Below are 16888 nucleotides of genomic sequence, written 5' to 3' on the forward strand. Positions count from 1 at the left end.
TGTTGGAGTAGGGCATTCAACACAGGAAATTGATCTAATGCCAGATGCCTTGTCTGTTTTTAATTCAGTAGGCTTAGGAGATGAAATTAGTCTTGTTGTAGAACCAAAGCCTACGAACCCTAGAATGACTTGGGTTGTTGGAATCCAGTAACTTATGGCTTATTGTGTGGAAGTATCACAGGATAAATTTATATATCTAACTGAGCAGCCACTTAGTGAATGTTCATCATTAGTAATTCAAACTATCGATGAATACAAAATAAATCAGATTGAATTAAACCCAGTTAACATTTCAGGCTTATTCTTTTTTTCATTTGGCCTTGTATTGATTTCGTACAAAGCTGCGTGGATTATTGGTGTAATAAAAAATATCATCGGAAAAATATAGGAGAATTTCCATGGAACAAACAGATATTATCACTCAGCTAATGAGTGCTATTGATACAACAACTCTTATTGCGACAGTAACCTCTATTGGTGTTGTTGCTGTTGGCGTGAAATTTGCGGAAAAAGGTATTACTTTTGTTAAGCGATTAATTGGCAAAGTGTAATGCAAGTAGCAGTTACTGCACTTCAATTTTATTCCGTAATAATGTTTTTAGGTGGTTTGAGCGGAATAGCTTGCGTACTTGGTTTTAGGGGCTAATCAGCCCCTTTTTTTATGGGGTTGTCACATGTGGAAGAAACTATCTGTTTATTTTATATCTTTCTATATTGCATTTCTGCCAATTCAAAGAGCCAATGCTGTAGTTCCTATTGTTGCGGGTGCTGCTTACGCTATTGATATAGCCGCCCCTATAGCAATTCGTTATTTAGCCTCTGAAATAGCAATTAGTTCTGTTGTTAAGGCTGTAGAGGTTTCAAATGCTTATTATGCAGCCAGTGCAAAAATATCAAATGCTAAGTTTTTGAAGTTTTTTAAGAGTAAGGCTGCTTTGGGTGTTGCTGCTTTTACTGGCGTTCTTGCTACTTTGGGGTATTACATTGCTGAAGATGGAAGTATTATGCAAGGGGGTATAACCGAGTACCCTGATAATGTTCCTCCTCCAGTTGCTGGGTATGTTTGGAACCTTAGGAGCCAATCAGGTGCAACCGTTCAAGAAGTTGCTGAAAGGGTATGTGTTAGCGTTGGTGAAACATACTGTTCTTCTTTTGAGATATTACCTTATCGCTACGATTCTACTCGTGAGGATTTAAGGACTATCAATTATTTTACAATTTCCGGTGATTTGTGGGCTGGTTCTGGAGACAGTGCAAGCCTCGTTACTTGTCAGTATGCTTACGGTACAATTTCGACGTGTGAAGACGGTTATATCCCTCCATCTGGTCAACCTACTGTTGTAGAGGATTCCGTTGCTCAAGCTGACATTGCTTCTCATATTCAGACTTTACCGGAGGATCAGCAAAAAGCTTTAATTGCTGATTCAGAAGGTGTTTTAGATAAGGATTTGGTTAGTGATTTAACTGCTGATGATGCGCCCCCAATGCCTGATAATGAGACTCCTATTCCTGATATTGGTGATCAAGCCTGGAAAAATGCTCATTTAATTGCTACTGGCATTGCTCAGTCGTCTGATTCTACAGCTCCTAATTATGTTTCCACTTCGGATTGGGATAAAGCTTATTACTTAGCAAACACTGTTGCTAATGGTAATGATTATATAACTGGTATTAACTCTGGCTCTATAACAGCCCCTGACACGGGCACTAGTACTGATACGGGAACTGGTGATATTACTATTATCGTTGATGTTAGCGGTGTTGAATCTCGTCTTGATACAACCAATCAGTTAAGTCAAAGTATTCTGGATGAGATTTCTCTGATTAATAATTCATCCGTTTCCTTACAAACAGTTCCTGATGAATCCGTAGCTACTTCTTTTTGGCCTGTTAAGTATCCTGATGGTTTGTTAGGAGTCCTTGATCAGTTTATCACCGACATGAAGAAAACACCTATCTTTGAGTGGCTAAATGATTTTATTATTGATTTAGGTACTGGCTCAATTCCTGCTTTTGTCCTTTGTTTTAATGTCATTGCTGGTATTGATTTTGGCTGCTACACACTTCAGGCGGATGCATACATTTGGTCTGCAATTAAATCTTGTATGATTTTGTTTTCTATTATTGTTTCACGAAGAATAGTTTTTGGAGGTTAACATGTTAAATTGGCTTTCTGAAAGGTGGAATGATTTTTTAAATCTTTGCCTTTCTGTCCTGTTTTCTATTTGGGACATGGTTATAGATTTGGTTTGTTTTGTGTTTGAAACAATATTTAATCTTGTCGTATCTATCGTTGATGGGCTAGGCGGGATGTTTAGCAGTTTTGGATTGCTTCAGTATTTAAATATTCTTCCTGATGACATGGTTAATGTCATGGCTTTGATTGGAATAAATGAAGCTAGTGCCATAATTGTAAGCGCAGTTATTGTTCGATTTTTACTGCAATTAATCCCATTCGTTAGATTAGGTTCTTAGAGAGGTAATATGTCTATCACTTTAATTAAAGGACGTCCAGGCGCAGGGAAATCGTATGAATGTGTTGTGCATCATATTTTACCGTCAATAAAAGAAGGCCGGAAAGTTGTAACTAACATACCCCTTAATATTGAACATTTTAATTTAGTTCTTGGGGAAGACGTTAGGCAACTCATTGAAGTCGTTCCTTTTGATTTCGACGGAGGTCATCGATACTTATCAGATCCTGACGACTATAAGAAATATCAAAGCTGGAGAAATGAAAAAGAGCAGGGCGTTTTGTTTGTATTGGATGAATGTCATTTATTGTTTCCCTTATCTGGTCGTGGAAAATCACAAACAGATATTGCAGAAAGGCAAGTTGAGTTCTTTTCGGGTCATCGTCATTGGGGATTTGATTTCATTTTTCTTACTCAGAGTGACAGAAAAATTAATCGCTTACTGCGTGAAGACATTGAGATATGTATTGAAGTTAGAAAAAATCGTGCTATTGGTGATAAGTCATATCGCCGTTATGTGTTTTACTATGGAGAAGGGAAAAAAGGAGGTTTGATAGAGCAGGATAGTAGGGAATATGAGAAAAAGTTTTTCCCTTTCTACAAGTCTCATACAAAATCACAAGGTGAAGTTACTGAAGCTAATATTAAAGATATGAAAAAATGGCATCAGCATTGGGGCATACGGATACCTCTGATTTTGATGATTTTCGGTATATTTTTCTCTATTAAGTACATCTCACATATTTTTGATGATAAGCCAAAATCTGAGCCCATTGCTCAGGCACCATCTAAGCCAACTCAACCAGTTAAAGCCGCTCCTGTTCAGTCAAGTTTTAAAGGGATGCCTTTCGGTGATTTTGATATCCATATTGAAGGGTATAGTGACAGCTCATACATAGACAAAAATGGTATATATCACCTTCAAAAACAGGTTTATTTTTCTGCTTTAAACTCGTCTAACTTTAAAATAGATCTTAAATTGGATGACTTCTATTTAGCAGGCTATCAGGTTTCTGTTTATGGGCCATGTATGGTCAGGCTGACATACAATTCTGCAACAAAGCTTGTTTATTGTCGTGGGAAAGAACCGACTAAAAATGCTGACTCGCCATCAGCAGTTCAAGACATAGTATCCTTATAATACTCACCCAACCTTTTAAAAGGGGTCCCCACGCCCCGTGGGGTATAGTTTAAAAGGTTGGTGCAGTGGCTTTAAGATAAACTTGATTTTACTGCAAAAAAAATTCAATTTAGAGTGAAAATGAACAGAAATCCAAACGCACCTGCCCAGTTGCAGCGCTGCAACTTAGATAACCAGAAATGTGTTTAGTAAATTAACACTAAGCATAAATAACTGATTTAAATAGGAAATTAAATGAATCTTAAAAAGATAAATGACCCGTACTTTAAAGATGAGATATCAAGTTTTATCAAGGTAATGCAAGGCTGGAAAAATGGAAAAGATATCAATCCAGATGAAGTTATGTTTATAAAAATGAGAATGGAATTGCTGCAAAAGCAGTTGGAAAATAAACCTTCAGTTAATTCGTGATAATTTCCGGATAGCCACATGGCCGCTCATGGCGGCCATATTAGGCCACACTTCGAAATCAAAGCAGAGCCACTCATAGTCAAATGGCCGAGGCCCGCGCAGCGGTACCCAACCTTAAAAGAGCACGAACCCCTTCATCCTGTTAGGCCGGAGCGCAGCGACTCTTGCCCGGAAACATGACGCACACACAAAAACCTATCGACGGTAGTTGGATACGTACAGCTTACAACAACTTTGTGTGGGAGACGCCCAAAGTGAACCCGCATAACCTAGCCATGTGAATATTCCAACTATGAAGGAGTTAACATGCAATATGAACGCTTTGAAAGATTGCTGTATCTAGTTATCTGGTTTTTTGATGTGCTTTTGAGATGGATTGAGGCTTTAAATATCCCGATGTAATTCAGAGCATGTCTGTGTAGCCGGCGATTTCACAGCCGTTCATCACCAAATAACTGGAGCTCGATTTTGCTGCTGCATGTGCCAAAGCACATGTGGCAGTCAAAATGAGCAGACAAGCGCAGCGCGTCAGCCAGATCACCAGTCAGTATGTCAAAGTTACAGCGCTGCAACTATCTGACATTCCTCAATAATCTCCAACCCTTAAGTGCGCATTATGTACATTATGTTAAATTAAGGGTGTGAGAGTCTACACGTTGGGCTCTCTGCTCCCTTCTGTATGACGGCCTCGCCAGACAGGTTCACGCAATTTAACCATAATGGTGATTTACCATAAAATAGGTAATTCACACTTGTATTTAAGTCCTGCTGCAAATTGTCAGTTTGCCTGGTTCTTCAATGTCAGGTGGAATTACCTAAGGCCGACAAGCGCCAATGCGTTCATCGATAAGAATGAATTATGCCAGCGAGACTAGCTCAGCATATTCGCACAGCAATTTATCCAATTCAGCTACGCGTATCGGTTTTGCTAGAAAGCCGTTCATGCCCGCTTTTTGATATTCAAGCTGATCTGAGTGCATGGCATTTGCCGTCAGCGCAACTATGGGTAAATCAACATGCTTTTCTCTGATCTTTCTGGTTGCTTCCATACCATCCATAACCGGCATAGAGATATCCATTAATATTAAATCAAATTGTTCGGGTGACGCTTCAATCATATCCAGTGCCATTTGCCCATTGTCAGCGACTTGAACATGATGTCCTCGTTTTTCCAGCATGAGTTTTGCAACCATCTGGTTTGTCTTACTGTCTTCCGCCAACAAAATTGATAATGCTCGGCGCGGAACTTTTCTTTGAGGTAGCTTTTCTTCTTCTATTTCAGCTGCAGCTGCGATGATCGGTAAAAACACAGAAAAACAGCTACCGTGGCCTAAATGGCTGACCAGTGAAATACGTCCTTGCATTTTCCCGACAAGATGGCGGCTGATGGCCAAACCCAAACCGGTACCACCATATTTTCTGGTAATACTACCGTCTGCCTGAACAAACGGATTAAAGAGATTTTTCTGTGCTTCATCAGAGATACCAATTCCAGTATCAATAACTGTAATCACAATCTCATTATTTGCTGTTGTGACAGCAACATTCACTGAGCCACTGTTCGTGAATTTGATAGCGTTGCCAATCAGATTAAACATAACCTGAGTCACGCGGTTCTTGTCACCTTGAGTTTTTTCAGGAACTGTTTCATCAACCCGGATATTCAAATCGATATTTTTCTTCTGTGCCTGATCTCGCAGCTGTTCAACGACCAGCGTGGCACAATCAGCGACAGACATGGGTTCCATGTATAAATCAAACTTGCCTGATTCTATACGAGAGAGATCCAGAATATCGTTAATGATCGTCAGAAGCAGTTGAGCAGACTGCTCCATTTGATTGACCCATTTAAGCTGCTCAATATTCAGTCCTGAATCAGCTAAAGTATCCATCAAACCAAGCACTGCATTCAGAGGCGTGCGAATTTCATGGCTCATCATTGCCAGAAACTGAGATTTAGCGGCGTTTGCAGATTCCGCTTGTTGCCGAGCCTGCTGCAATTCGACTAAACGTTGCTTCTTGCTGGTGATGTCTTTCGCTGTTCCCCGATATCCCCGGAGCTCCCCGTGTTTGCTAAAGTACGGGCTACCGCTGAAGCTAATCCATGCCCCACCCTCATTACCGGGTAGCTGCCATTCCAAGTCTTCAAAATCTTCATTACTGAGCAATTTATTTCGTAGCTTGGTTTGGAAATCGCTATCATCATCAAAGAGATCTAACAAACTTTTTTTATCTATCACGTGGTTAGATAAGTCTGGCGCAGAGATATACGTGAACCTGTATTCGGTATCTATCTCCCAAAACCAGTCACCAACAGTATTTGCAAAGTCTTTAAATCGTTGCTGATTGTGCAATAACTCTTGAGTTCGTACAGTCACCAGAGTTTGCAATCTTTCCCTGTAGTCAATGTCGATAATTGCGCGTTCAAGCAATGGGCGAAACCGTGCCAGCACTCTTTTACATGAAGCGCCAAACTGGCCGGGTTGAGAATGCAAAAATAGCAGTAACGCGTCACCAGAACTGACTTTCACTCCCGTCATCAACACTGAGCGACACAGTCCGATCTGGTCCTTGGGCAAATAACGAAATTCGGCAACTTGCAGCGGGTCGAAAAGTGCAATACTTTCGCCATTGATAGCACGGATAAAGGTTTGATTGACTTCCCAGGAGCAAGATTCGAAATTAGTACAGGTGGTGACAAGTTCTTCCAGATGCGAAGTTTCATCTTCACGAGTCAGCACCAGCGCGTGTTCGAAACCAATATATTTGCGCAGAACAGCAAGCAGGCTATTGAATACTTGCCGCTTGCTATTAGCGCCAGCCATCGCTGACATACCCGCTAAAATAGCAGAGTACTCATCTCTGAGCTGTTTCTCCCTTTCCTGGCTTCTGAGTAACGCAAGCAATGTTTCCTGTAGGGTTTCTGTTTCTCTGCCTGGCATGCTCATCATTCCCGGTAAAACAAAACGTTAGAAATCATTAAATTACCATGCTCATTCTCACCACCAAGGAACTGGCCTTGTTCTCCAAAAGTAAACGGAGAAATAAACGGCGCGTTGAGCATAGATTGCTGCATTTTCTCTGCAACCATACCCATTTTTGATTTCACCTGGAGCATACAGCCAGCACAATAAATACTTATTCCACCAATAGCCTCGATCTGCTGATGGCTATCATGAAGCAATCCATCCACTGCGCGACCGGTCCGGTTGACCAGGTTATCTTCCGTCCCTGTCATCAGGTAGAGTTTCTCTCCTTCCTTTATAGAAGCAAACAATGTGATTCCACCACGCGCAGTAACAGAATTGGGATGAGCGAGCTTAAAATAGGGTAAATCATGTAAAGTGCCTGCAATACGACCAATCGGATGTAAAGCAGAGAGAGACATTATGCTTTGACCATACTCTAAAGGTTGTTTAATCCATTCTTCATAGACCTCTTTTGCTGGCCGGTGATCAAGTTCTATGAGTTCCCTTCCCTCAACCTTAGTCGCCACTGCGTATTGTTCAGTTTTTGCGTAACCTGAGTGAAAAGAAAAATTTAAGTCGCATGTTGGATAAAAGACACTCACAGCAACGCCTTCAGAAGCTAAATGATCTTGAGTGAAAAGTTGCCATTCCCCCAAAACCCCTGCATCCGCGGCGCTCCCGCCAATAATAGGTACTGGTGTGCCAAACTCTTGAGATATGGCCTGTATCACCTCCTCTTCAGCGCCAGGACTTGCGTGCAGCAAAACGAGTGAAGGTAATTCCCCTGAGCGTCCGGTATTTTGAATGGCCTTCAGCAATGCCTGTTTCGCCATTTGGTGAGGAAGTTGATGGGTAGACACTAAAGCAGAGCCATACGCGCCATTGAAATCAAAAACAGCCCATAAACCGATCACCCGATCAGGGAAATACCCCTCTTCTGTCAGGATACCCTGGCATGATGAACAGCCTAAAATTTGAGTGTCAGGGAATTCCGCAACAAGCCGCTCTCGGATAACTTGCGCATTGTCATGCCCTGAAAAGTACACCAACAACAGGCTGGGACGCACTAATCTGGCTTTGAGTTGACTGACAGCTTCATCTACTGCTGCTGCTGTCGTTTCTATCGTTGAGTAACTGGTAACAATTTCCATGTAGTGTTCACGACTGGGTGTGTATCTTCACCATAATAGACAGTTTCAATTTGAGGATCAGCAGAGTATTGAATTTTTATAAAAAAAACTCTTAAGTCTGTGTGCGATTTACCGTTATTAGTATTTAACTATTCGACAAAGAAGATTTGGGTATGACAAAGCAACCAGTAATCATTGTCACAGAAGGAACAACAGAGTTAGGCAAACATATCTGTAAAGAGCTTGCTGCAACTCAGTCTATTGTCATGTCACTGAGCAATGACGAAAATGCAGGTTATGATTTGGTTGCAGAAGATCCACGAGTCCGGTTTCGCAATACAGATTGCAGTAAGGAATCAGACGTTGCCGCAGCCGCCCGGGAGATTGAATCTCAATTCGGCCGACTTGATGCACTTGTTATTAACCCATCGGTATCACTTCCGGATGTGGGCATCCCCTTCACTGAAATGGATTTATTTGATTGGAACCAGGCACTTCACCACCAGTTAACAGCAACCTTGTTCACCGCCAGACAATGCCTGCCTCTTCTGAAAACAACAAAGGGGGCTATTGTTCATGTTGTCCCTACCCCTCATGAATCTGCCATTAACAGCGAGTTACTCGCCGTATGCAGCCAAGGCCTGGTTGGACTGACTGAAGCTTTGGCCAATAGCTTATCACCTGATGTTACTGTCCATGCTGCCCGATACATTCTTAACCGGACAGATGTGCTAAAAAATGATGTAAATCAATTCAAAGACGTGGCAGCTATGGTACATTTTCTGGTGAGTCACAAAGCCTCGCACATCAACGGACAGGTTTTCAACGTTTCGAACCGAGTTTTGGATAAAAAACCATCATAACGACACAGGAAAAGATTCAACCTAGTGAATAGATGAGAGTTATGTTCTATGCGATTGTTTTTAATGAACTTTAATTATTTTCATATGAAAAATAATGTTCTGAATCCTTATCTGGTACTTGTAAGTTTGACTTATCAGAGCAACATGGTGTTAAAGCATTAAAATAACTCACATTTCAATAGCTTGAGTGCTAACACATACTCCTGATACCAAATTAATAAATCGTCCCCTTGCTCTGCCGAAGTTGACACCTTTAAATACAAAGAGAGCAGCTACTGGTACCCCTTTATTGCCTTTTTCCAAACAGATAACCCGGAGTGCTTTCAGCTTCTACTTTGCATCTTTGTTAGTGCATTCCTCTACTGAACCCTCGCAAGACCTTAGTGCTTCCTCTGCCTTATTGTCAGATTTGTATGTAATTGTTCTCCATACGAATGCCGCAATCAGAACAGCAAGTAGGAGCAAAATTTGGATCAACCGAGCTTTAGTTAGTTTCTGTGCGGCCATGATTGTATACATTTCCCATGTTACATAGTTCAAACTTTTTGCATAAAAATAGTGAGCCGCGGCATGAGCCCACCCTTCACACTGTCAATCATTTCTTATCTCAAGTATCATGCGTGCTGAAAATGCCACTTTTACAACAAAATAGCAATTTCCGTGTCGAATTGTTTATAAAAACAACACAGGATTTGTCTAAGCTTTGGGTGGCATTGCGAAATGAAGTTGTTCGCAAAGAAAACAAGAGTGTAGTTGAAATTTTTTAGTGGAAGCATGCAACATGAGCCAAGAAAAGCAGCTTGATCAAAACTACAACTATACGGTCGTTCGGCAATTCACCCTAGCTACCATACTGTGGGGTATTGTTGGAATGAGCGTTGGTGTATTTATTGCCGCTCAGTTGGTTTGGCCGGCGCTTAACTTTGACACCCCTTGGTTGACATACAGCCGTCTGCGTCCGCTGCATACTAATGCAGTTATCTTCGCCTTCGGTACCAGTGCACTGTTCGCGACATCTTATTATGTCGTTCAGCGTACCTGTCAAACCACGTTGTTTGGTGGCAAGTTAGCGTCGTTCACCTTCTGGGGCTGGCAAGCCGTGATTCTATCAGCAGTTATTACGCTGCCGATGGGGTATACATCCAGCAAAGAATACGCTGAACTGGAGTGGCCAATCGATATACTGATTGCCGTTGTCTGGGTCTCCTATGCTGTCGTGTTCTTCGGAACGATGATTAAACGAAAGACCTCCCACATTTATGTGGCAAACTGGTTCTTCGGTGCATTCATTTTGACGGTAGCCGTTCTTCACATTGTGAACAGCATGGCGATTCCGGTCTCAATGACGAAGTCGTATTCTGTTTACTCTGGTGCAGTCGATGCCATGGTTCAGTGGTGGTATGGGCACAACGCCGTAGGTTTCCTTCTTACTGCTGGCTTCCTGGGTATGATGTACTACTTCGTCCCGAAACAAGCCGGTCGTCCTGTTTATTCCTACCGTTTGTCTATCGTGCACTTTTGGGCACTGATTTCTCTGTATATCTGGGCTGGCCCGCACCACCTGCACTACACCGCATTGCCTGACTGGACTCAGTCGCTGGGCATGGTGATGTCTCTGGTACTGTTTGCGCCATCCTGGGGCGGCATGATCAACGGTATCATGACGCTGTCCGGCGCCTGGCATAAACTGCGTTATGACCCGATTCTGCGCTTCCTGGTAGTGTCACTGTCGTTCTACGGCATGTCTACTTTCGAAGGTCCGATGATGGCAATTAAGACAGTCAATGCCCTGTCTCACTATACCGATTGGACAATCGGCCACGTTCACTCAGGTGCGTTAGGCTGGGTTGCCATGGTTTCTATCGGTTCGGTATATCACCTGATTCCAAAACTGTTCGGCCAAGAGCGTATGTACTCTATCAAACTGGTAAACGTGCATTTCTGGCTGGCTACTATTGGTACGGTTCTGTACATCGTAGCTATGTGGATTTCTGGTGTGATGCAAGGTCTGATGTGGCGCGCGGTGAATACCGACGGTACCCTGACCTACAGCTTTGTTGAAGCTCTGCAAGCGTCTTATCCGTTCTACTTCGTGCGTTTCTGTGGTGGTCTTATCTTCGTAACCGGCATGTTCCTGATGGCTTACAACGCTTACAGAACTATTGCCGCACCGAAAGACAGCTTGAAAGCCATAGAGCAACCAGCATAAGGAGTAAAACTGATGAGCTTTCGTCACGAACTTGTTGAAAAAAATGTTGGTTTGCTGGCCATCCTGATTGTGATTGCAATCAGTTTGGGTGCGCTGGTAGAAATCACGCCGCTGATTTATCAGGAACAAACGACTGAGCCTGTAGAAAACCTGCGCCCTTACACTGCCCTGGAAATGGAAGGCCGTGACATTTATATCCGCGAAGGGTGTACCGTTTGCCACAGCCAGATGATTCGTCCATTCCGTTCAGAAACTGAACGTTATGGCCATTATTCTGTTGCAGGTGAAAGTGTTTGGGAGCATCCATTCCTGTGGGGCTCTAAGCGTACAGGTCCGGATCTGGCTCGTGTAGGCGGCCGTTATTCCGATGAATGGCACCGAGTACACTTGCGCAACCCCCGCGATGTAGTACCAGAATCTAACATGCCCGGTTTCCCTTGGCTGGAAGAAAATGTACTGGATGGCGAAATAACCTCTAAAAAACTTGCCTTATTCCGCGATAAGTTCGGTGTACCTTACACTGACGAACAAGTTGCGAAAGCAGGTGATGATGTGAAAGGCAAGACTGAAATGGACGCACTTATTGCTTACCTTCAGTCTCTAGGTCACGCGATGAAATAAGGAGGCACCATGGATATCGGAACCATTCATAGTATCTGGACTGTGATTCTGTTCGGTAGCTTTATTGGTATTGTCCTTTGGGCCTACAGTAAACGCCGTAAATCCCAATTCGACGAAGCTGCTAATTTGATATTTGCAGACGAGGAGAAGGATGTGGCCACGCGTGAAAAAGACAGGAGCAAATAAGAATGTCGACGTTTTGGAGTGTATGGATCATCGTCATCACGCTTGGCACCCTGGCTGCAATTGCTGCCATTCTTGCTTGGTGTAGCAAGGACAAAATGGGTGTTGAAGAAGGTGAGGACATGGGCCACGAATACGATGGTATTCGCGAGATCAATAACCCACTACCTAAGTGGTGGTCTTATATGTTCTGGGGAACCATTGTTTTTTCTTTGGTATATCTGGCGCTATATCCTGGCCTGGGCAACTTTAAGGGGCTTTTGGGGTGGCAGAGTTCAGATCAGACTATTCGCACAGTAGCTGAGTCAAAAGCATCTATTGCTAACTCTCAGCAAGCGCAAGAGCTTGATCAATATGCCAAAGAATTGGGTGATGCAGAACGAGCTTATGGCGAGCTGTTTAAAACCCTTGCCTATGACGAGTCTGGTAACAACCTTCGTCCAATCGAAGAAATTGCAGCCGATCAAGATGCTCGCCGTGTAGGTCAGCGCTTGTTCCTGCAGAACTGTGCTCAGTGCCACGGCTCTGATGCGCGTGGTCAGCAGGGTTTCCCTAACCTGACCGATAACGATTGGTTGTATGGCGGTGAAGCTGAAACCATCAAAACCACCATCATGCATGGCCGTACAGGCGCTATGCCTGCATGGATTGACACCTTAGGCGAAGACGGTGTACAAGAAGTAACAAGTTACGCTCTGAGTTTGTCTGGCCGTAAAGTGAATGCCAAAGAGGCTGCGGCGGGTAAACAACGCTTTGTGGTGTGTGCTGCCTGTCATGGTACGGATGGTAAAGGTAACCCAGCATTTGGTGCGCCTGACCTGACTGATAATATCTGGCTATATGGTGGTTCACGTCGTGCGGTCGTTGATACTATTACTCACGGTCGCCAGGGTGTTATGCCGGCTTGGGATAACATTCTGGGCGAAGAAAAAGTTCAGCTTATCTCTGCTTATGTGTGGGGCCTGAGCAACAGCGAGCAGTAATCCTGATTTCTGTTACGAATCAGTTAATTGTTGACGTTTGCTGACAATTTCACTGAAGCTAAGTCATAGGGCCCCTGCTAAAATCAGGGGCTCTTTTTATAGATACTAAAAGGATTCACAATGCAAAAGCCATGGTATAAGCAGTTTTGGCCCTGGTTCATAATTGCGATTCCAGCCCTATCCATTACATACAGCATGACTGCGCTGTATATATTCTCTCAGAATAAAGTGGATCTGGTTGCTGAAGACTATTACAAGAAAGGAAAAGGCATTAATCAGGACTTTTCGCGACTGCGTGTCGCCGACGCCCTGAAAATAAAGGCGGATATCAAGGTTACTGAGCAAGATATCACCCTATCTCTGGACAAAGGTGAGCTGCCTGACTTTCCAACGCTGCGAGTTCTCTTTACTCACCGCACCTTAGCGGAAAAAGACTTCACCCAAATGATCAGCCCGGACCAAAAAGGCCGCTACCGATTCACAGCACCAGAGTCGATTGATGGCCCATGGTTTGTCGAAGTAGAGCCGTTTCAGGGAGAATGGATGCTGAATGGCCGTCTTAACCTGCCCTCATCCGATCCAATTAAGCTGTATGGACAAAACAAAGGATGACAACCTCTTGCTACCACTGTGGTGATCCTGTACCACATGATACCCATTTAACAGTCGACATCCTGGGAACAGCACGCAGTATGTGCTGCCCGGGCTGCCACGCTGTGGCAAGCACTATAGTCGACAGTGGTTTGACATCCTATTATGAGTATCGGACTGCAACAGCAGATAAAGCCGATCTGATTCCTCAGCAATTGCAGTCCCTTGCCCTGTATGACAACGAAGAAATTCAGCAAGACTTTGTCAGAACCAGCGACAACACCAACGAAGTCACACTGTCACTCGAAGGGGTATCGTGTGCCGCCTGCGCATGGTTAATTGAACGACAACTCAAACGCGAAACAGGCTTAGTTAACATTCGCGTCAATACCACCACGCACCGCGCTCTGCTCAGCTGGAACCCCGAGCAGACTAAACTCAGCACTCTTTTGTCCGCCATTCACCGTTTAGGCTACAAAGCGGCCCCTTTTGAGGCAGATAACCAAGAGCAGCATTACCACAATACGATGAAGAGCTACCTGTACCGTTTAGGTATCGCTGGCTTAGCCAGCATGCAGGTGATGATGTTGGCGGTTGCGCTGTACTTTGAGGTATTTGGTGATCTGGATGAAAGCTTCCGAAACTATTTCCGCTGGGTCAGCCTTCTTTTCGCCACCCCGGTGCTTCTCTACTCAGCACTGCCCTTCTATCTGAATGCCTGGCGGAACCTCAAAGCACGCACATTAGGCATGGATGTCCCTGTTTCTATTGCGCTGATCTTCGCTTACGTGGCCAGCTTTTATGCCACTGTTACAACAAAGGGCGAAGTGTTCTTCGAATCCATTTCGATGTTTACCTTCTTCTTATTAATCGGCCGTTATCTTGAGATGAGGGCGCGCCGTAAAGCCGCTGCAGCCAGCGCCAATCTGCTTAAATTGATTCCGGCTATGGCAAATCTGGTTGATGGTCGCCAGATTGCAGCGAAAAGCCTAAAGACAGGTGACGTTGTCACAGTTTTGCCCGGAGAAAGCTTACCTGCCGATGGTGTTATTGTGGCAGGTCACAGTGTAATCGACGAGTCAATGCTGACTGGCGAGCCGCTCCCCGTACGCAGAAGCAAGGATGATACTGTATTTGCCGGCACAATTAACGGTGACGGTAACCTGACCGTGAAAGTGACTCAGGACCGCCAGCACTCCCTTATTTCGAACATCATTCGTCTTCAGGATGAAGCACAGGCAACGAAGCCAAAAATTGCAGAAGTTGCCGACGTGGTAGCCCGTTATTTTGTCGCTGTTATTCTTATCATTGCAGCGGGTACCTGGCTTTACTGGCACCAGGTAAAACCCGATGATGCATTATGGATAACACTAGCAGTACTGGTCGCCACCTGCCCTTGCGCCCTGTCGCTGGCAACACCAACCGCACTGACTTGTGCTACCTCACGTCTTGGCCGTCTAGGCATTCTGCTCCGGCGCGGACACGTTCTGGAAACACTCTGCAATGTGAACCAACTGGTTATAGATAAAACCGGCACCTTAACCGAAGGAAATGTCAGAGTCATCCAAACAGTCTGCTTTGACAGTTACGATGAAACAGAGGTCCTGAGCATCGCTGCCGAGCTGGAACGCTTTGCAAACCACCCTATCGCCCGGGCTTTTTCTGGTTATCGAAATTCAGCCTTTTCCTTTGATGAGGTTGAAAATGAAATCGGCTTTGGCCTCAAAGGCATGAGAGAGGGAAATGAATGGCGAATCGGGAAGCAGGCTTTTGCGTTAAACGGTGAAAACGCCCCTTCTCCAGACCAGGACTTTCAGGTTTGGCTCACCTGTAACGGTAAAGCTATCGCCGCTTTCCAATTGGATGATCCCATCCGGCATGACAGTCAGTCACTGGTCAGTGCCTTTCAGGCCGAAGGGATTCAGGTCACAATGCTCACGGGCGATAACTCCGACAATGCCGCTCGCGTGGCAAAAACGCTTTCTGTAGACAAGCTGATTAGCGGTGCGACTCCGCAAGGTAAACTCGATTACCTTAACAGTCTCGCCAAAGATCAGGTCGCCCTGATGATTGGTGACGGCGTTAATGATGCACCTGTGCTGGCTGGCGCTCATCTGTCACTTGCAATGGGTGGAGGTACGGATGTTGCTAAATCGTCTGCAGATATGGTTTTACTTGGCGATCACTTAAACCGAGTGCTGGAAGCACGACGCCTGGCGATGAAAACTAAGAAGATCATTCGGGAAAATCTATCATGGGCATTAGGATATAACCTTGTTATTCTGCCTCTGGCTGTTGCCGGACTGGTTGCACCTTATATTGCAGTATTAGGCATGTCTGCCAGCTCCATCATTGTTGTCTCTAATTCACTGAGGTTATTGAAAGAAGATGGCTAGCCTGTATTTACTCATCCCGATTGCAATCATCTTCGTCTGCATTGCCGTTGCCATTTTTATCTGGGCCGTCAAATCAGAACAATTTGAAGACCTCGAAAGACAGGGATACGACATCCTGTTTGATGAGAATGAAGAAAAGCAACCCGCGCAAAAAACGGATGATGAACAAGCGGGCAAGGAAAAACAGTGAACACAGATTTTTTCGCTGCTTTTGTTATTGGCCTGCTGGGTGCAGGCCATTGCCTGGGGATGTGTGGTGGTATCGCTGCCGCTATTACCTTAGGCATGCCAGGGCAACAGCAAAGCCACCGTTTTCCTTACTTACTTTGCTACAACGCCGGACGCCTGATTTCTTACGCAGCAGCCGGAGCTGTTATTGGTGGCGCAGTAGCAGGTATGGCTGCATTAAGTGGATTAAGCACTGCGCTCCTTTTCCTGCGCATTTTCGCCGCAGTGATGATGATTCTTCTCGCCCTGTATATTGGCCAGTGGTGGCAAGGGGTCACCAGAATTGAAGCTCTCGGCCAATCACTCTGGCGTTTTATCTCGCCTTTAGCTAAGTCGATGTTACCACTGAAATCTCCCCTTGCGGCCTTTCCGTTTGGACTGGTATGGGGCTGGTTACCCTGCGGATTAGTTTACTCAATGTTGAGTTGGGCGGCTGTGGCTGGCAATGCAGGCTCAGGTGCCGGCGTCATGCTGGCCTTTGGTCTGGGAACTTTGCCAGCCATGCTGTTAGTAGGCAGCTTTGCAGAAACGCTTAAACAATGGCTTTCCAATCAGATATTTAAAAAAACCAGTGCATTATTGTTATTGGCATACGGTATCCACACAGGTTATGTCGCAATCACACAATTTTCCTAATGTTTTATACTCGTCATTATGAATAAGAGTGTGATAGAGTGACCCGAGTATCC

Annotated in this window: 16 protein-coding genes; 14 read left to right on the forward strand and 2 right to left on the reverse strand. The window is 44.5% G+C overall.

Features of this window, described 5'->3' with window-relative positions:
* Window positions 1-398 precede the first annotated feature (398 nt).
* The 5 genes from KCG43_RS10055 to KCG43_RS10075 all read left to right on the forward strand — a co-directional run bounded on the left by KCG43_RS10055 (window position 399) and on the right by KCG43_RS10075 (window position 4026).
* A complete protein-coding gene (locus KCG43_RS10055; RefSeq protein ID WP_218384627.1) occupies window positions 399-551 on the forward strand; it encodes a hypothetical protein in 153 nt (50 codons plus the stop codon).
* 123 nt (window positions 552-674) lie between these two features.
* Window positions 675-2156: a hypothetical protein gene (locus KCG43_RS10060; protein ID WP_218384629.1), complete on the forward strand. Its 1482-nt coding sequence runs from the start codon at window positions 675-677 to the stop codon at window positions 2154-2156.
* A 1-nt stretch (window position 2157) separates the two neighbouring features.
* Entirely contained in the window at window positions 2158-2475 is a 318-nt protein-coding gene (locus KCG43_RS10065; protein ID WP_218384631.1) for a DUF2523 family protein, read from the forward strand.
* 9 nt (window positions 2476-2484) lie between these two features.
* Complete coding sequence (locus tag KCG43_RS10070; protein WP_218384634.1) at window positions 2485-3615, forward strand: zonular occludens toxin domain-containing protein; 1131 nt, start codon at window positions 2485-2487, stop codon at window positions 3613-3615.
* Between the two features lie 234 nt (window positions 3616-3849).
* Window positions 3850-4026 carry a hypothetical protein gene (locus tag KCG43_RS10075; protein ID WP_218384637.1) on the forward strand — a complete coding sequence of 59 codons (177 nt, stop codon included), beginning with the start codon at window positions 3850-3852 and terminating at the stop codon, window positions 4024-4026.
* Between the two features lie 857 nt (window positions 4027-4883).
* Here the strand turns inward: KCG43_RS10075 and KCG43_RS10080 are convergent.
* Both KCG43_RS10080 and KCG43_RS10085 read right to left on the reverse strand, forming a co-directional pair.
* Window positions 4884-6968: an ATP-binding protein gene (locus KCG43_RS10080; protein WP_218384640.1), complete on the reverse strand. Its 2085-nt coding sequence runs from the start codon at window positions 6966-6968 to the stop codon at window positions 4884-4886.
* A gap of 5 nt (window positions 6969-6973) precedes the next feature.
* On the reverse strand, window positions 6974-8146 hold the full coding sequence (locus KCG43_RS10085; RefSeq protein ID WP_218384644.1) for an FIST signal transduction protein: 1173 nt from the start codon (window positions 8144-8146) through the stop codon (window positions 6974-6976).
* A 152-nt stretch (window positions 8147-8298) separates the two neighbouring features.
* Between KCG43_RS10085 and KCG43_RS10090 the strand changes: the two genes are divergently transcribed.
* The 9 genes from KCG43_RS10090 to KCG43_RS10130 all read left to right on the forward strand — a co-directional run bounded on the left by KCG43_RS10090 (window position 8299) and on the right by KCG43_RS10130 (window position 16835).
* Complete coding sequence (locus KCG43_RS10090; RefSeq protein WP_218384646.1) at window positions 8299-8988, forward strand: SDR family oxidoreductase; 690 nt, start codon at window positions 8299-8301, stop codon at window positions 8986-8988.
* A 781-nt stretch (window positions 8989-9769) separates the two neighbouring features.
* Entirely contained in the window at window positions 9770-11197 is a 1428-nt protein-coding gene (gene ccoN / locus KCG43_RS10095) for a cytochrome-c oxidase, cbb3-type subunit I (RefSeq protein WP_192017109.1), read from the forward strand.
* A gap of 12 nt (window positions 11198-11209) precedes the next feature.
* Complete coding sequence (gene ccoO / locus KCG43_RS10100) at window positions 11210-11818, forward strand: cytochrome-c oxidase, cbb3-type subunit II (RefSeq protein ID WP_218384648.1); 609 nt, start codon at window positions 11210-11212, stop codon at window positions 11816-11818.
* 9 nt (window positions 11819-11827) lie between these two features.
* Complete coding sequence (locus KCG43_RS10105) at window positions 11828-12004, forward strand: CcoQ/FixQ family Cbb3-type cytochrome c oxidase assembly chaperone (protein WP_027252218.1); 177 nt, start codon at window positions 11828-11830, stop codon at window positions 12002-12004.
* Between the two features lie 2 nt (window positions 12005-12006).
* On the forward strand, window positions 12007-12984 hold the full coding sequence (gene ccoP, locus KCG43_RS10110; RefSeq protein WP_192017111.1) for a cytochrome-c oxidase, cbb3-type subunit III: 978 nt from the start codon (window positions 12007-12009) through the stop codon (window positions 12982-12984).
* A gap of 120 nt (window positions 12985-13104) precedes the next feature.
* The gene (locus KCG43_RS10115) at window positions 13105-13596 is read left to right on the forward strand and encodes a FixH family protein (RefSeq protein ID WP_192017112.1); all 492 of its coding nucleotides are present in this window, start codon (window positions 13105-13107) and stop codon (window positions 13594-13596) included.
* A complete protein-coding gene (locus KCG43_RS10120) occupies window positions 13593-15971 on the forward strand; it encodes a heavy metal translocating P-type ATPase (RefSeq protein WP_218384649.1) in 2379 nt (792 codons plus the stop codon). Before KCG43_RS10115 ends, KCG43_RS10120 begins: the two co-directional genes overlap by 4 nt.
* Window positions 15964-16161 (forward strand): cbb3-type cytochrome oxidase assembly protein CcoS, encoded by a 198-nt coding sequence (gene ccoS / locus KCG43_RS10125; RefSeq protein WP_218384650.1) that lies wholly within the window; start codon window positions 15964-15966, stop codon window positions 16159-16161. The genes KCG43_RS10120 and ccoS overlap by 8 nt, the downstream gene beginning before the upstream one ends.
* A complete protein-coding gene (locus tag KCG43_RS10130) occupies window positions 16158-16835 on the forward strand; it encodes a sulfite exporter TauE/SafE family protein (protein ID WP_192017115.1) in 678 nt (225 codons plus the stop codon). Before ccoS ends, KCG43_RS10130 begins: the two co-directional genes overlap by 4 nt.
* The last annotated feature ends 53 nt before the right edge of the window (window positions 16836-16888 follow it).

It is taken from the genome of Photobacterium sp. WH24 (assembly GCF_019204055.1).
GTDB classification, from domain to species: domain Bacteria; phylum Pseudomonadota; class Gammaproteobacteria; order Enterobacterales; family Vibrionaceae; genus Photobacterium; species Photobacterium arenosum.

Coding starts and splice junctions, on each gene's coding strand:
- KCG43_RS10120 (WP_218384649.1), top strand. CDS start 13,593: ATGACAACCTCTTGCTACCACTGTGGTGATCCTGTACCACATGATACC.
- KCG43_RS10080 (WP_218384640.1), bottom strand. CDS start 6,968: ATGCCAGGCAGAGAAACAGAAACCCTACAGGAAACATTGCTTGCGTTA.
- KCG43_RS10115 (WP_192017112.1), top strand. CDS start 13,105: ATGCAAAAGCCATGGTATAAGCAGTTTTGGCCCTGGTTCATAATTGCG.
- KCG43_RS10060 (WP_218384629.1), top strand. CDS start 675: ATGTGGAAGAAACTATCTGTTTATTTTATATCTTTCTATATTGCATTT.
- KCG43_RS10075 (WP_218384637.1), top strand. CDS start 3,850: ATGAATCTTAAAAAGATAAATGACCCGTACTTTAAAGATGAGATATCA.
- ccoN (WP_192017109.1), top strand. CDS start 9,770: ATGAGCCAAGAAAAGCAGCTTGATCAAAACTACAACTATACGGTCGTT.
- KCG43_RS10065 (WP_218384631.1), top strand. CDS start 2,158: ATGTTAAATTGGCTTTCTGAAAGGTGGAATGATTTTTTAAATCTTTGC.
- KCG43_RS10055 (WP_218384627.1), top strand. CDS start 399: ATGGAACAAACAGATATTATCACTCAGCTAATGAGTGCTATTGATACA.
- KCG43_RS10090 (WP_218384646.1), top strand. CDS start 8,299: ATGACAAAGCAACCAGTAATCATTGTCACAGAAGGAACAACAGAGTTA.
- KCG43_RS10105 (WP_027252218.1), top strand. CDS start 11,828: ATGGATATCGGAACCATTCATAGTATCTGGACTGTGATTCTGTTCGGT.
- ccoO (WP_218384648.1), top strand. CDS start 11,210: ATGAGCTTTCGTCACGAACTTGTTGAAAAAAATGTTGGTTTGCTGGCC.
- KCG43_RS10085 (WP_218384644.1), bottom strand. CDS start 8,146: ATGGAAATTGTTACCAGTTACTCAACGATAGAAACGACAGCAGCAGCA.
- KCG43_RS10070 (WP_218384634.1), top strand. CDS start 2,485: ATGTCTATCACTTTAATTAAAGGACGTCCAGGCGCAGGGAAATCGTAT.
- ccoS (WP_218384650.1), top strand. CDS start 15,964: ATGGCTAGCCTGTATTTACTCATCCCGATTGCAATCATCTTCGTCTGC.
- ccoP (WP_192017111.1), top strand. CDS start 12,007: ATGTCGACGTTTTGGAGTGTATGGATCATCGTCATCACGCTTGGCACC.